Annotated in this window: 14 protein-coding genes and 1 tRNA gene; 9 read left to right on the forward strand and 6 right to left on the reverse strand. The window is 74.6% G+C overall.

Annotated elements, in window-relative coordinates; genetic code table 11:
* The first annotated feature begins 51 nt into the window (after positions 1 to 51).
* On the forward strand, positions 52 to 1,524 hold the full coding sequence (locus ACFXDE_RS03300; RefSeq protein WP_380490378.1) for an FAD-dependent monooxygenase: 1,473 nt from the start codon (positions 52 to 54) through the stop codon (positions 1,522 to 1,524).
* 61 nt (positions 1,525 to 1,585) lie between these two features.
* Here the strand turns inward: ACFXDE_RS03300 and ACFXDE_RS03305 are convergent, their stop codons facing one another.
* Positions 1,586 to 2,254, reverse strand: a complete 669-nt coding sequence (locus ACFXDE_RS03305; protein WP_380490380.1) for a hypothetical protein — start codon at positions 2,252 to 2,254, stop codon at positions 1,586 to 1,588.
* Positions 2,255 to 2,362: 108 nt separating this feature from the next.
* Here ACFXDE_RS03305 and ACFXDE_RS03310 point away from each other — a divergent pair, with 108 nt between their 5' ends.
* The 4 genes from ACFXDE_RS03310 to ACFXDE_RS03325 all read left to right on the forward strand — a co-directional run bounded on the left by ACFXDE_RS03310 (position 2,363) and on the right by ACFXDE_RS03325 (position 5,810).
* The gene (locus ACFXDE_RS03310) at positions 2,363 to 2,989 is read left to right on the forward strand and encodes a TetR/AcrR family transcriptional regulator (RefSeq protein WP_380490382.1); all 627 of its coding nucleotides are present in this window, start codon (positions 2,363 to 2,365) and stop codon (positions 2,987 to 2,989) included.
* Between the two features lie 148 nt (positions 2,990 to 3,137).
* Positions 3,138 to 4,658: a serine hydrolase domain-containing protein gene (locus ACFXDE_RS03315; protein ID WP_380490384.1), complete on the forward strand. Its 1,521-nt coding sequence runs from the start codon at positions 3,138 to 3,140 to the stop codon at positions 4,656 to 4,658.
* Between the two features lie 181 nt (positions 4,659 to 4,839).
* Positions 4,840 to 5,040 (forward strand): hypothetical protein, encoded by a 201-nt coding sequence (locus ACFXDE_RS03320; RefSeq protein WP_380490386.1) that lies wholly within the window; start codon positions 4,840 to 4,842, stop codon positions 5,038 to 5,040.
* Between the two features lie 119 nt (positions 5,041 to 5,159).
* Positions 5,160 to 5,810, forward strand: coding sequence for a restriction endonuclease (locus tag ACFXDE_RS03325; protein WP_380490388.1), 651 nt, complete (start codon positions 5,160 to 5,162; stop codon positions 5,808 to 5,810).
* Between the two features lie 55 nt (positions 5,811 to 5,865).
* Here ACFXDE_RS03325 and ACFXDE_RS03330 read toward each other — a convergent pair.
* A tRNA-Glu gene (locus ACFXDE_RS03330) sits at positions 5,866 to 5,937 on the reverse strand.
* A gap of 126 nt (positions 5,938 to 6,063) precedes the next feature.
* Here ACFXDE_RS03330 and ACFXDE_RS03335 point away from each other — a divergent pair.
* On the forward strand, positions 6,064 to 7,092 hold the full coding sequence (locus ACFXDE_RS03335) for an AraC family transcriptional regulator (protein ID WP_380490390.1): 1,029 nt from the start codon (positions 6,064 to 6,066) through the stop codon (positions 7,090 to 7,092).
* Between the two features lie 203 nt (positions 7,093 to 7,295).
* Here the strand turns inward: ACFXDE_RS03335 and ACFXDE_RS03340 are convergent, their stop codons facing one another.
* Positions 7,296 to 8,390 (reverse strand): PQQ-binding-like beta-propeller repeat protein, encoded by a 1,095-nt coding sequence (locus ACFXDE_RS03340; protein ID WP_380490392.1) that lies wholly within the window; start codon positions 8,388 to 8,390, stop codon positions 7,296 to 7,298.
* A 125-nt stretch (positions 8,391 to 8,515) separates the two neighbouring features.
* Entirely contained in the window at positions 8,516 to 9,394 is an 879-nt protein-coding gene (locus tag ACFXDE_RS03345) for an SDR family oxidoreductase (RefSeq protein ID WP_380490394.1), read from the reverse strand.
* 165 nt (positions 9,395 to 9,559) lie between these two features.
* On the opposite strand from ACFXDE_RS03345, the gene ACFXDE_RS03350 reads away from it, so the two are divergent.
* The 3 genes from ACFXDE_RS03350 to ACFXDE_RS03360 are packed head-to-tail and all read left to right on the forward strand — an operon-like array spanning position 9,560 to position 11,398.
* On the forward strand, positions 9,560 to 10,495 hold the full coding sequence (locus tag ACFXDE_RS03350; RefSeq protein ID WP_380490396.1) for a LysR family transcriptional regulator: 936 nt from the start codon (positions 9,560 to 9,562) through the stop codon (positions 10,493 to 10,495).
* Positions 10,496 to 10,550: 55 nt separating this feature from the next.
* Positions 10,551 to 10,967 carry an SRPBCC family protein gene (locus ACFXDE_RS03355; protein ID WP_380490397.1) on the forward strand — a complete coding sequence of 139 codons (417 nt, stop codon included), beginning with the start codon at positions 10,551 to 10,553 and terminating at the stop codon, positions 10,965 to 10,967.
* Positions 10,967 to 11,398, forward strand: coding sequence for a MarR family winged helix-turn-helix transcriptional regulator (locus ACFXDE_RS03360; RefSeq protein WP_380446050.1), 432 nt, complete (start codon positions 10,967 to 10,969; stop codon positions 11,396 to 11,398). Before ACFXDE_RS03355 ends, ACFXDE_RS03360 begins: the two co-directional genes overlap by 1 nt.
* Here the strand turns inward: ACFXDE_RS03360 and ACFXDE_RS03365 are convergent, their stop codons facing one another.
* Both ACFXDE_RS03365 and ACFXDE_RS03370 read right to left on the reverse strand, forming a co-directional pair.
* Positions 11,399 to 11,998 carry a DUF1707 domain-containing protein gene (locus ACFXDE_RS03365; RefSeq protein ID WP_380490400.1) on the reverse strand — a complete coding sequence of 200 codons (600 nt, stop codon included), beginning with the start codon at positions 11,996 to 11,998 and terminating at the stop codon, positions 11,399 to 11,401.
* On the reverse strand, positions 11,995 to 12,870 hold the full coding sequence (locus ACFXDE_RS03370; RefSeq protein WP_380490401.1) for an alpha/beta fold hydrolase: 876 nt from the start codon (positions 12,868 to 12,870) through the stop codon (positions 11,995 to 11,997). The genes ACFXDE_RS03365 and ACFXDE_RS03370 overlap by 4 nt, the downstream gene beginning before the upstream one ends.
* Positions 12,871 to 12,890 lie beyond the last annotated feature (20 nt).

Below are 12,890 nucleotides of genomic sequence, written 5' to 3' on the forward strand. Positions count from 1 at the left end.
ATGGCACACCGTCCCGAAACATCGTGCCGATTGTGAGAGGAAGTACTTGTCATGCTCGACGTGCTCATCGCCGGGGCCGGCCCGGTCGGGCTCTGGCTCGCCGCGGAGTTGCGCCTGCACGGGGTGGAGGTGGTCGTCGTGGAACGCCGGGCGGCACCGGACGGACGGTCGCGCGCGGTCGGCATGCAGGCCGGCACGCTGGACACCTTCGCCACCCGCGGCCTCGCGCAGCGGTTCATCGAACGCGGCGCACCGGTGCCGACCGGCCACTTCGGCGCGGCGACCACCCGGTTGGAGTTCTCCACGGTCGGGGCGGTGCACCCCTTCATGCTGGCGCTCGGTCAGTCCGTCACCGAGCGGCTCCTGGAGGAGCACGCGGTCGCCGTGGGCGCCCGGGTGCTGCGCGGACAGGAGGTCGTCTCGCTCACCCAGGGGCCGGACGCCGTCGAGGCGGTGATCCGGGCCGACGGCACCCACCGGACCGTGCGGGCCCGCTGGGTGGTGGGCTGCGACGGCACCCGCAGCGCGGTGCGCCGGGCGGCCGGCATCGAATTCCCCGGTCAGGACACCACCATGACCGGGTGGCTCGCCGACGTCGAACTCGACGACCCGCCCGCCGCGCCGCTCGGCGCCACCGGGCCGGCCGGTTCGTTCCTGGCGGCCCCGATCGGCGACGGCGTCCACCGGCTGGCAGGACTGTCCACGGCCACCATGCACCTCGGCGCCGGCGAACCGCTGACCCTGGAGGAGGTGCGCGAGCAGACCCGCGCCCTGCTGGGGCGGGACCTCGGCATCCGCAACCCGCGGTGGCTCTCTCGCTACGGCAACGCCACCCGCCAGGCCGCGCGGTACCGGGCCGGACGGGTGCTGGTGGCCGGGGACGCGGCGCACATGTTCTTCCCGGCCGGCGGGCAGGGCATGAACCTCGGCATCCAGGACGCCACCAACCTGGGCTGGAAGCTGGCCGCCACCCTCCAGGGCCGGGCACCCGACGGACTGCTCGACAGCTACGACACGGAGCGCCGGCCGGCCGCCCGCGCCGTCATCGACAACACCCGCGCGCAGCTCGCCCTGTTCGCGGCGGCGAGCCCGGAACAGATCGCGCTGCGCGAGGTCTGGTCCGCCGCGCTCGCCGAACCCCGGACCAACCACCAGTGGGCCCGCCGGATCGCCGGCTTCGACGACCCGATCCCCGCCGGCACCGTGCCCGGCGCGCACCCGCTGACCGGCACCCGGCTGGCCGGCCTCGCCCTGGCAGCGGCCGACGCACCCACCGCCCACCCGCTGATGCACCACGGCCGACCGCTCCTGCTGGACCTCGACGGGACGCGGACACCATGCCCCGCGGACGGCCTGGAGCAGCGGGCCGCCACCGTCGACACCGAGGCGGCGCACCCGATCTGGCGGGACGTGAGCGCCGTCCTCATCCGTCCGGACGCCCGGATCGCCTGGGCCGGCACCGACGCCGACCCGCAGCGCCGGGCCGCGGAGTGCGTCACCGCCCTGCGCACCCTGTGCCGCTGAACGCCGCAAGACGGCAGCGGGCGCCGTGCACCCGCTGCCGCTTCGTACCGCTCGTCCGGGGTCAGGCCGTCCGCTCGGCCGCCGGGCGGACCAGCCGGCTCCGGACGGCCCACGCCAGCGCGCCGAGGGCGAACCCGTAGACGGACACCAGTCCGTGGCCGTTCTCCTGGGCGAGCCACATCGCCATGCCCAGCGCCGGGACGCCGGCCGCCAGGGCGATCTCCTTCGGCACGCGGGTGCGGGTGAGGAAGGCGAGGGCCAGGGTGGCGCCGAGGAAGTAGGTGGCGCCGGAGCTGCCGGCGAAGTTGCGGGGGTCGGTGCTGGGGCCGTCGCCGAAGCCGAGCAGGTCGTCGATCCGGCCGGGCAGCAGGATCCCGGCGAGGAAGAAGCCGAGGGTGAGCGTGCCGCCCCAGTACCAGTGGGCGAGCGCGGCGACGGCGGCGAGGGTGACGAGGTTCCACAGGCCGCCGAACAGGCCGCCGTTCTGCATGAACACCGAGGTGAACTCGCGCCACCAGCCCGACTTGGCGGGGTCCGCGTCGAGCGCCTCCATGGCGCCCGACCAGACCAGCTGGAGCACGACGCCACCGACGGCGAGCGCGGTCAGGACGATCGCCGCCCACGGCAGCGGCCGCCCCCGCAGGGTGTCCCGGCCGACCACCCCGAGCCCGCAGTTGACCATCATGACCATCAGCGCGGCCGTGGTCACGTTGAACAGGATCGCCCCCATGCCCGCCCTCCCCCCGGTTCGACGTTTTCCAACGCCGTTCGAAAACGTGATGGCGCAAAGTTAGCACAGTTTTCGAACAGTGTTGGAAAACGCGGTACCGTGGAGCGCATGAAGCTCACCAAGGAGCGCATCGTCGACGCCGGCATGGCCGTGTTCGCCGAGGTCGGCTACCAGAACCTGTCCATGCGCCAGGTCGCCGACCGCCTCGACGCCCACGCCGGCAGCCTCTACTACCACGTGCGCGGCAAGGACGAACTGCTCGCCCTGATGGCCGACCGGGTCTGCCGAGCGGCCTACGACGCCGGCACCGAGGCCCTGGCCGCCCTCCCCGCCGACGCCACCTGGCAGCACCGCGTCGAGGCCCAGGCCACCACGCTGCGCCGGAGCATCAAACAGCACCCCGGCGGCGCCCAACTGCTCGCCGAGAGCCCCGGCATGCTCAGCCCCGGCGCCCTCTCCCTGATGGAACGCCTGCTGCGCACCCTCCTCGACGCCGGCCTCCCCGCCGACCACTGCGCCACCGCCGCCGACACCCTCCTCAGCCACGCCACCGGCTTCGTCCTCCAGGAACAGAACCAGCCGGCGACGCCCCCGCCCGTCACCGCCGAGCTCTACGCCGACCTGTGCGAGCGGTTCCCCCTGGTCATGGGCCCGCTGATCCCGCGCATCAGCCAGGACGAGAAGTACACCCGGAGCATCCGGCTCCTGTGCACGGGCTTCGCGGCGCTCGCGTAGCCGTCAGCGGCCGATAGGCGCCGAGCCAGTTTCGAACGGTGTTGGAAATTTCCCGGCGGACGGGAACCGGGCCCACGCCGCGACCGTTTCCAACGGTGTTCGAATGGGTGGGGCGACCACGCACCACCCTTCATCTGGGAGGGGAAACGTGTCGAAGGACATGTACAGGGAGTTCTCGGAGAACGTCGACCGCGAGGTCACCAAGCTCGTGGACCGCACGCACCAGGAGGCCGCGCGGGTCGTCGACCGGGCGCTGGGCAGGACCGGGACGGGCGGGGCGTTCGACACCGACCACTGGCAGCGCCGGCTCGACGAGTTGCTCGCCGTCCACCGCATTCCGGGCGCCGTGCTGGCCGTCCTCACCGGCGGTGAGATCCACGAGGTGGCCGGCGGGATCCTGCACACCGGCACGGGGGTGGAGACCAGCACGGACTCGGTGTTCCAGATCGGTTCGGTCAGCAAGGGCTACACCGCCGCCCTCGTCCTGAGCCTCGCCGACGCCGGCAAGCTCGACCTGGACCGGCCGGTCGCGGAGGTCCTGCCGGACTTCGCCCTCGCCGACGCCGAAGCGGCCCGCACCGTCACGCCGCGCCAGCTCCTCAACCACACCAGCGGGATCGAGGGCGACCACGTCGACGACACGGGCCGCGGCGACGACTGCCTGGCCCGCTACGTCGACGGCACGCGCGACGTCGGGCTCACCAACCCGCCCGGCGCCACCATGTCGTACTCCAGCACCGGCTACAACGTCCTCGGCCGGATCGTCGAGGTGATCACCGGCCTGACCTGGGACGAGGCGCTCAAGCAGCTCATCTGCGAGCCGCTCGGGCTCGAACACACCATGACGCTGCCCGAGGAGGTGCTGCGCTTCCGCGCCGCGATGGGGCACATGGGCGAGCCCGGCGAGGACCCGGTGCCCACCCCGCTGTGGAACATGCTGCCGCGCTCCGCCGGACCGTACGGCGGCATCAGCGCCACCGCGGCCGACGTGGTCCGCTTCGCCCGGATGTTCGTCGACGGCGGCACCGCGCCGGACGGCACCCGGGTGCTCTCCGCCGCGGCCGTGGAGGCGATGCTCACGCGTGAGGTCGAGATGCCCGACCAGTGGTTCCTCGGCGCCCACTGGGGCCTCGGCTGGGGCCTGTTCGAGTGGGACGGCGCCCGCGGCTTCGGCCACGACGGCAGCACCTTCGGCCAGCTCGCCTACCTGCGGGCCATCCCCGAGAAGGGCCTCGCCATCGCCCTGCTCACCAACGGCGGGGGCGCCGCACCGAAGGTCCACGAGGCCCTGTGCCGCGAGCTGAGCGCGGAGTTCGCCGGGGTCGCCATGCCCGCGTTCGGCCCGGCCGACAACCCTCCGACCGTCGACACCGAGCCGTTCACGGGCCACTACTTGCGCGAGGGCTTCCTGATGACCATCACCGCCCGCGAGGGCGACGGCGAGGGCGAGGGCGTGCTGGACCTGCGCTACGAAGGCCGGGGAGGCCTCGCCGACACCTTCGACCCCCTCGTCTGGCACCTCACGCCCGTGTCCGACTCTCCCGCCAAGACGGTCTTCGCGGGCCGCCGCAACGACAAGGACGCGTGGATCCCCGTCGTCTTCTACGCCCTCGCCGACGGCACCCGCTACGTCCACTTCGGCGTCCGCGCCACGGCCAAGTCCGCCTGACCGCAGACCTGCTGAGCTCAGGCCTCCTGAGCGCAGGCCTCCCGAGCGGCCGTTCGCCCCCGCCCGTTTTTACCCGAAGCGGCTGCGGGCGGGCGGCCGCTCTGGCATGCTCGCCCGGACGACATCGGGCTCCGGGTGACCGGCGGCTCACACAGGGTCAACACGCGGCCGGGGGCGGGCATTGCGGTACACGATCAGTGCGACGGTATTCCTCGCGATCCTCATCGTCGTCCGGCTCCGGCGCCGGACGGAGGCGCGCAGCCGGGTGGACGAGGCGGTCACCGCCTTCACCGCCGTCGTGTTCGGGGTCCTGATCGCGGCCACGGCCTGGGGGCGGGCGATCCTCCAGCTCGTCGGCGTCGCCGTCGACGCGACCCATTGAGACTCCCGGCCGACGAGGCCATCCCCCAGGAGAGGACACCGGTTTGACGAGGACGAACAACCCCGGAGCGCAGCTTGGCTAGCCGCAGGCCGCCCGTGCGGCGGCGCCGGCGCAGGCCCGTGCGGCGTGGTGATGGCACCTGGATCGTCTACGGGGTGGCCGGGCTCTTCGCGTTCGGGCTGGTGGTGACCGTGGTGCGGTGGCTGGCGGCGAACTGGTGGGTGCTCGTGGTCGCCGCCGTCGTGGCGGGCACGGCCGGGGCGGCCGTCGTGCGCAGGCGTGCGCTCGCGGCCCGGCAACAGCAGCTGCACGCGGCCCGGTTGCGGCTGGCGCTGAGCGGGCCGGGCGGGATCGACCACATGAAGCCGGACGCGTTCGAGTACGCGGTGCGCGATCTGCTGCAGCGGGACGGCTGCCGCGCGAGCAAGGTCGGGCGGGCCGGGGACCAGAGCGTGGACGTGCTGGCCGAGGATCCGATGGGCCGGCGCTGGGCCGTGCAGTGCAAGCACAAACAGGACCCCGTCGGCGGCAAACCCGTCGGCGTCGGCGTGCTGTACGCCCTCGCCGGCACCTACCAGCGCGTGCACGGCGCCCACGTCGCCGTCGTCGTCACCAACGGCCGCTTCTCCCGGGATTCCCGCCACTGGGGCGCCGAGCAGGGGATCCTCCTGGTCGACCGCCCCACGCTGGCCCGCTGGGCCGCCGGCGGCCTGCCGCTCTGGGACGTCCTGCCGCGCGTGCCCGCTCCCCGCGACGGCCGCGGCAACTGACCCGCGGAGAACGCCGTGGGGGCGGGAGCCGAAACCGGCTCCCGCCCCCACGAGTTGGAGCGCCGGGCCCGAATCGAACGAACCCTTCCCGCTGAAAGCGGGCGTGCTACCACTGCACCACCGACGCCTGACCGACCTGGCCCCGCTCGCTTCCGCGATCTGGTCCCGTCGACGGATAAGAAGTTACCAGTTCATGATCGGAAGAGGAAAATCGAGAGCCGACGGGGACAGGAGCCGAGGGAAGGAGCCGGGATTGACCGGGAGTGCGGGGACCGTGTTCCGGGGCGACGAACTGCCTGCGGAGGACCGTTTCGACTGCTGGCGGGAGCTGATCGGGCGGACCCGGGACAGTGAGATGACCAGTGCGCACGCCGACCACTTCGAGGCGGAGATGCGGCACCTGGAGCTGGGGCCGGTGACGCTCCTCAAGTCGTCCTTCCCGCCGGCCAGGTTCCGGCGGTCCGCACGGCGGGTGCGGCAGTCCGACCGGGAGGTGTGCCACCTGACGCTGGTGCTCGACGGGGCCCTGTCGCTGACCCGCGACCCCCGGGCCGGGACGACGGTGTTCCGGCCCGGCGAGCTGACCGTGCTCGACAGCTCGCACCCGTACGACGTGCGGGCGTTCGCCGGCCGCGCCACCGGGGCCGCCGGACCGCAGGCACCCCGGACCGATGCCCTGGGCATCGACTTCCCCATGGCGATGCTGCCCCTGCCCCCGGACCGGGTGCGCGACCTGATGGGCCGGGGGTTCTCGGGGCGCCAGGGTACGAGTGCGCTGCTCTCCGACTTCCTGGTCGGGCTGGACCGCCAGGCCGCCCTCCTCGGCCCGGCCGAGGCGCCGCGGCTGGGAACGGTCGTGATCGACCTCGTCGCCGCCTGGCTGGCCCGGGAGCTGGACGCGGAGGCCGTGCTGCCGGACGACGCCCGGCAGCGGGCCCTGGTGGAGAACGTCCGGACGTTCATCGGCCGGAACCTGCACGATCCCGAGCTCTCGCCGCCCGTGATCGCCGCCGCGCACCACATCTCCGTCAGCTACCTGCACCGTGTCTTCACGCAGCAGTCGGAGGGTGAGACGGTCGCCGCGTGGATCCGCCGCCAACGGCTGGAGAAGGCCCGCCAGGACCTGGCCGATCCCGCGCTGCGCGCCCTGCCCGTCCAGGCCGTCGCCGTCCGCCGGGGCCTCCCCCGCGCCTCCGACTTCAGCCGGGCGTTCCGGGCCGCGTACGGGATCTCCCCGAGCGAGCACCGGCGCACCGCGTCCTCAGGGGGCGCGGGCGAGTAGACGCAGTGCGCAGGAACTGTCGACTCGGTGACAACACGGCAGGTCCGCGACCTGGCAGCCTCGTTCCCCGAGGAGGAGCGGCGCCCCACCGCCGTCCACTCCGGCGCCGGACCCAATCCACCCGGCGCAGCAGGACGGGCCGGCGGCCCGGCACGCCACAGGGGAGCGTGCCGGGCCGCCGTGCTGCGTCGTGTGGCGGGACGTCAGGCCGACGGCACCGCGCCGAGCGCGTGGACGCCCCGGCGGCCGCCCTGGTAGACGGCGGTGCCGGTGGCGGCCAGGTAGATGCCGGTGCGCTCGTTGCCGGTGCGCTTCGGTTCGTCCTGCCAGCGGAGGTGGCCCGTCGCGAGGTCGTGGGCGTAGACGCGGTCGTCGTTCGTCCCGACGTAGACGGTGTCGGCGGTGGCCGTGACGGCGTTGCCGCCGAGGCCGAGGCCGCTGGGGACGGCGGCGGTCCAGCGGGTCCGGCCGGTGTCCGCGTCCAGGGCGGTCAGTCGCGGCCCGCCGAGCAGGAGGACCGTGCCGTCGGTCACCGCGAGCGGGCAGCCCGGGACGTCCTGTTCGGCCTGCTGCCAGCGGACCCGGCCCGTGGCGGCGTCCAGGGCGTAGACGGTCGAGGACTTCGTCGCCTGGTCGAAGTCCGCGGTGTACAGGACGCCGGAGCGGACGACGGGACCGGTGAACTGCCGGCCGACGGCGTTCTGCTCCCAGCGCTGCTCGCCGCTGTTCGCGTCGTGGGCGCGCACGCCCGCCGATTTCCCGGCGGTGTACACGGTGTCCCCTGCGACGGCCGGAACGCCCGAGGTGTCCGCCGGGCCGCTCCAGCGCAGTTCGCCGGTGGCCGCGTCGTAGGAGCGCAGGGCGCCCCCGTACGCCGCGAACACCCGGCCGCCGGCGACGGCCGGACCGTCGCCCCACTCGGCCGTCATGCTGTCGGGTTCCTCCGCCTGCCAGCGCACGGCGCCGGTCGCCGCGTCGAGGACCTGGAGGCGGGTCAGGCTGGTGGCGCACACCAGTCCGTCCGCGACGGCCATCGGGCAGCCGTCCAGTGTGTCGGCGTGGCCGGGGGTGGTGACCTCGCTGCTCCAGCGGACGGTGCCGGTGTGCGGGTCGAGGGCGCTCACCCTGCCGTCGTAGCCGGAGACGTACAGGCCGTTCTGCGCGCCGGTGTTCAGGGCGACCCGGCCGCCGGCGGCCGTCGTGCTCCAGATCCGCGGGCCGCGGGCGTCGTCCCGACGGGCCCACCAGCCGACGCTCGCCGCGACCGCGAGGGCGCCGGCGCCTCCCGCGGCGCTCACCAGCAGCCTCCTGCGGCCGGGGCGGGGCCGGGGCGGATCGTTCTGCGTTTCGTTCGAATTCACACCAGACTCGACTTCGTACACCGAGTTTTGGTTCCCGCCCCGCCACGTCGATTGACGGCGGATCAGGCGAAGTAGTGCCCCTGGTCGAGGTCCTCGACGAGGCCGGGCTCCACCGGGCGCCAGCCGAGCAGGTCGCGGGTCAGGGCGGCGGACGCCGACTGGTCGACGCCGAGGAGGGCGCCCAGGAAGCCGAACTCCTCGGGCGGGAGCGGGCCGGTGGGCAGGCCCAGCCGGCGGCCGATCAGCGTGGCGATCTCGCGGATCGGCACGCCCTCGTCGCCGATCGCGTGCAGGACCGATCCGGCCGGGGCCTCCTCCAGGGCGAGGCGGTAGAGGCGGGCGGCGTCCCGGACGTGGACGGCGGGCCAGCGGGTGGAGCCGTCCCCGACGTACCCGGAGACGCCCTTCTCGCGGGCGAGCCGGATCAGGGTCGGGACGAAGGCCTGGTCGCCCTCGCCGTGCACGCTGCGCGGCAGCCGGACGACGGACGGGCGGACGCCCCGGGTCGCGAGGTCCAGCGCCGCGCGGGCGTTCGCGTCCCGGCCGGCCGCCGGGGTGCCGGGGGTGGCGCGGTCGCGCTCGGTCGCGGCGCGGCCGGGTGCCGCGGGCGTTCCGGAGCTGACGACGAAGGGCTTTCCGGTGCCCTCCAGCGCGGCGCCCAGCACGGCGATGGCGCGCCCGTCGACGCGGACCGACTCCTCGAAGCGGCTGAAGTCGTGGATGAAGGCCAGGTGGACGACCCCGTCGGCCGCCGCCGCGCCGGCGCTCAGGCTCCCGGGGTCGTCGAGCGCTCCGCGGTGCACTCCGGCCCCGGCCGCCTCCAGCGCCGCCGCGGACCGGTCGGAGCGGGCGAGCCCGACGACCTCGTGGTCGGCGGCCTGCAGTTCGCGGACGACGGCACTGCCGATGAAGCCGGTGGCTCCGGTGACGAACACGCGCATGATGCGTTCACTCCTCGTGGGTACGGCTCGGTGCCTCCAGCGTCGGCGGGCGGGGCGGCCGCCGTCCAAGTCCTGTTCCGGATCGCGCAATACGGATCAGGCATCACCACTGGTCGGAGTGCTGTTCGAAGGTGACCCTCAAGGAACGGGGCTTACGCTGGGGACATGGCCGACCCATCCCCGCCGGACCTCGACCTCCGCCTCGTGCGCTACTTCACCGTGGTCGCCGACCACCGCAACTTCGGCCGCGCCGCCGCCGAGCTGCGCGTCGCCCAGCCCTCGCTCAGCCGGCAGATCCGCCGCCTGGAGCAGCAGCTCGGCGCGCAGCTGCTCGACCGCACCCCGCAGGGCAGCCGGCTGACCGAGGCGGGCGAGGTGTTCCTGCCCCGCGCCAGGGCGCTGCTGCGCTCGGCCGCGCAGGCCGCCGCCCACACCCGGGCCGCCGCCGAGCCGAGCCGGATCACCGTCGGCTACACGGCCAACCTCATCGTCACGCCGGCCGTGCGCGAGCTGCGCCGGCGCCACCCGGACGCCGACGTGCACACCCGGCACCTGGCCTGGAACGACGCCCGCCAGGCCCTCCTGGAGCACCGGGCCGACGCGGTCGTCACCCGCCTGCCGCTCAGGACGGACGGGCTGCACGTGACCGTCCTGCACGACGAGCCCCGGGCCCTCGTGGTGCCGGCCTGGCACCGCCTGGCCGGCCGGGCGTCCGTCACCCTCGACGACATCGCCGACGAGCCGCTCCCCCGGGTCTCCGACCCGGCCTGGGACGCCTTCTGGCGGATCGACCCCCGCCCGGACGGCCGCCGGGCGCCCGACGGGCCGCTCGTCGCGGCGAACGAGGACAAGTTCGAACTCGTCGCCGACGGCCGGGCGGTGGCCCTCGTCCCGATCGGCCCCGGGCGGTCCGCGCCGCGCCCGGACCTGGTCGTCGTCCCGATGGAGGGCGTCGAGCCGAGCCACGTCGTGCTGGCGGTGCGGGCCGGCGAGCGCGGCCGCCTGGTCGCCGCCTTCCGGAAGGCGGCGGAGGCGCTGCTGACGGGCGCGCCGGAGCCGCAGCGGGGGGTCACGGCGCGGAGGGGCGGCCTGGACTCATAGCCTGCGCGCAGATAATCTACGGACGGATCACCTCTTCCCCTCCCGGAGGCGCCCCATGTGGACGTACGAGCACAGCGTCGAGACCGACGCCACCCCCGAGGCCGTCTGGCGCCTGTGGGCCGACGTCGACCACTGGGCGGCGTGGAACGCCGACATCGTGAGCGTCCGGATCGACGGCCCGTTCGAGGCCGGCACCGGCATCCTCATGACCCCCTGCGGGCAGGACCCCGTCCACCTGCGCATCGCCGAGGCCACCGCCGGCGAACTCTTCGTCGACGAGGCCAGGATCGACGGCCTCGTGCTGCGCACCACCCACCGGCTGGAACGCGGCGAGCGGCTGCGCACCCGGGTCACCTACCGGATGGAGATCACCGGCGACACCGTCGACCTGACGGGCCCGCAGCTCGGCCCGGCCGTCACCGCGGACTGGCCCGCGACCATGGCCGCCCTCGTCGCCCTGGCGCGCGGCTGATGGCGCCCGGCCCCGGCGACAGCCCCGGGTTCCTGCTCTGGCACGCCACGCTGCGCTGGCAGCGCGACATCGCCGCCGCGCTCGGCCCGCTCGGCCTCACCCACGTCCAGTTCGTCCTGCTCGCCTGCACCTGGTGGCTCAACTCCCAGGGCGAGCACCCCAACCAGCTCGCCCTCGCCCGCCAGGCCGGCACCGACGTCAAGATGACCTCCCAGGTGCTGCGCGCCCTCGAAACCAAGGGCCTGATCGAGCGCGAGGTCGACCCCGCCGACACCCGCGCCAAGCGCCTGCGCATCACCGACAGCGGCGCCGAGCTGGCCCCGCGCGCGATCGCCGCCGTCGAGGCCGTCGACGCGGAGTTCTTCCGGCCGGTGCCCCGCGAGGACACGCTGACCCTGCTCCGCCGCCTGGCCGCCGCCCCGGAGGCGTGACTACCCGCCGAGGCCCTTCCGTTCGCGCTTCCGGAGGCGGCGCTCCTTGGCTGCCGGAAGCTCGCGCACGACGAACACGCTGCCGCACACGGCCATGCCGGTGACGGTGATCCGGTGGGCGGCCGGGCGGTGCGCCGTCCCGCGGTCCTGGTGGAAACCGCCCAGGACTCCGGTGCCCTCGACGCACACCTCGACGCCCTCGGGGACGACGACGTGGACCGTGCCGATCCACGCGTGCACGCGGATCGTCGTCTCCGGGCCGGTGAACCGGGCCTCCCGGAGGTCGACCACGCCCGTCGCGACGACCGCCGTGGCGCGGTACCGGGCGCCCACCAGCCAGGGACCGCGACGGGCGAAGTCGCTCAGCACGCCGACGTCCTCGGCCGCCGTCGGCCTGCCGCCCGGCGACCCGAGGTCCCGGACGGCGTCGGCCAGTTCACCCGTCGTCCGCGCCCCGTAGACGAGGTCCAGGCGCTCGTCCAGCTCCCCGGTGGCGAGCCGGCCGTCGGCCGTCGCCTCCCGCAGGACGGCGGCGGCGCGCTCGCGGTCGGCGTCGGAGACGCGCAGGGCCGGGGTGGCTTCGCGGGGCTCGTGCGTCACCGGGCCTCCTCGCCGGTCCCGGTGTCGGGGTGGGACGCGTCGAGCAACTCGCGCACGCGGTCGGCGACGACGCCCGGCTGCTCGGCCTGGATGAAGTGGCCCGAGTCCGCGCGCTCGAACCGACCGTCGGGCAGCGCCTCGACCCAGCGGCGCTGGTGCTCGACGAGTCCGGCGTGGTGCCGCGCCCGGCCCGGCTGCGGCCGGGAAGCCGATCGCAGGACGGTCGGGCACGTGGGCGGGGCGGGCGGCGCGGCACGGAAGCGCGGGATCGCCTCGGCCACGGCCTTGATCTCCTTCCTCGTCTGCGCGATGCCCGCCGGGACGAAGTCCTCAGCCAGCATGGTCTCGTAGGTGTCCGCAGGGAACACCCGGCGGACGTTCCCGCTGGTCAGACGGGCGAACCAGCGGAACCGGACGAGCGTCTGCAGCATGGCCAGGCTGCGGTCCACCTGGGTGACGGTCCGGTCGAACGTGTCGTAGACGGGCGCGGTCTCCGCCGTCGGGTCGAGCAGCAGCAGCCCGCGCAGCCGCGGCCCCAGCGCCTCCGCGGCGCGGCGCGCGACCAGGCCGCCCATGCTGTGCGCGACCAGCACGAAGCGGCCGGGCACGACCGCCTCGACCAGCGCGACCAGGTCCGCGGCCATGTCGTCGATGCTCAGCCCGGCCTCCGTCCGGCCGCTGCGGCCGAAACCGGCGCGGTCGTACGCCACGAGGCGCGCCCGGTCCAGCAGCAGCGGCCGCACCGGATCCCAGCAGGTACGGCCCATTCCCCCGCCCGCTTCGAACACCACGTGGTCCGGTCCGGTGCCGGACTCCTCCACGTAGACGGACCGGCCGTTCACCGGCACCGCCCGTCCCCTCTGCTGGCGCATGTCCCCCTCCGATCGCCGTC

The organism is Kitasatospora sp. NPDC059408, assembly GCF_042751525.1.
In the GTDB taxonomy this organism is placed as follows: Bacteria; Actinomycetota; Actinomycetes; order Streptomycetales; family Streptomycetaceae; genus Kitasatospora.

Bases quoted from the DNA above. Each gene is read 5' to 3' on its own strand.
- ACFXDE_RS03300 (WP_380490378.1), top strand. From the start codon at position 52: ATGCTCGACGTGCTCATCGCCGGGGCCGGCCCGGTCGGGCTCTGGCTC.
- ACFXDE_RS03305 (WP_380490380.1), bottom strand. From the start codon at position 2,254: ATGGGGGCGATCCTGTTCAACGTGACCACGGCCGCGCTGATGGTCATG.
- ACFXDE_RS03310 (WP_380490382.1), top strand. From the start codon at position 2,363: ATGAAGCTCACCAAGGAGCGCATCGTCGACGCCGGCATGGCCGTGTTC.
- ACFXDE_RS03345 (WP_380490394.1), bottom strand. From the start codon at position 9,394: ATGCGCGTGTTCGTCACCGGAGCCACCGGCTTCATCGGCAGTGCCGTC.
- ACFXDE_RS03350 (WP_380490396.1), top strand. From the start codon at position 9,560: ATGGCCGACCCATCCCCGCCGGACCTCGACCTCCGCCTCGTGCGCTAC.
- ACFXDE_RS03355 (WP_380490397.1), top strand. From the start codon at position 10,551: ATGTGGACGTACGAGCACAGCGTCGAGACCGACGCCACCCCCGAGGCC.
- ACFXDE_RS03360 (WP_380446050.1), top strand. From the start codon at position 10,967: ATGGCGCCCGGCCCCGGCGACAGCCCCGGGTTCCTGCTCTGGCACGCC.
- ACFXDE_RS03370 (WP_380490401.1), bottom strand. From the start codon at position 12,870: ATGCGCCAGCAGAGGGGACGGGCGGTGCCGGTGAACGGCCGGTCCGTC.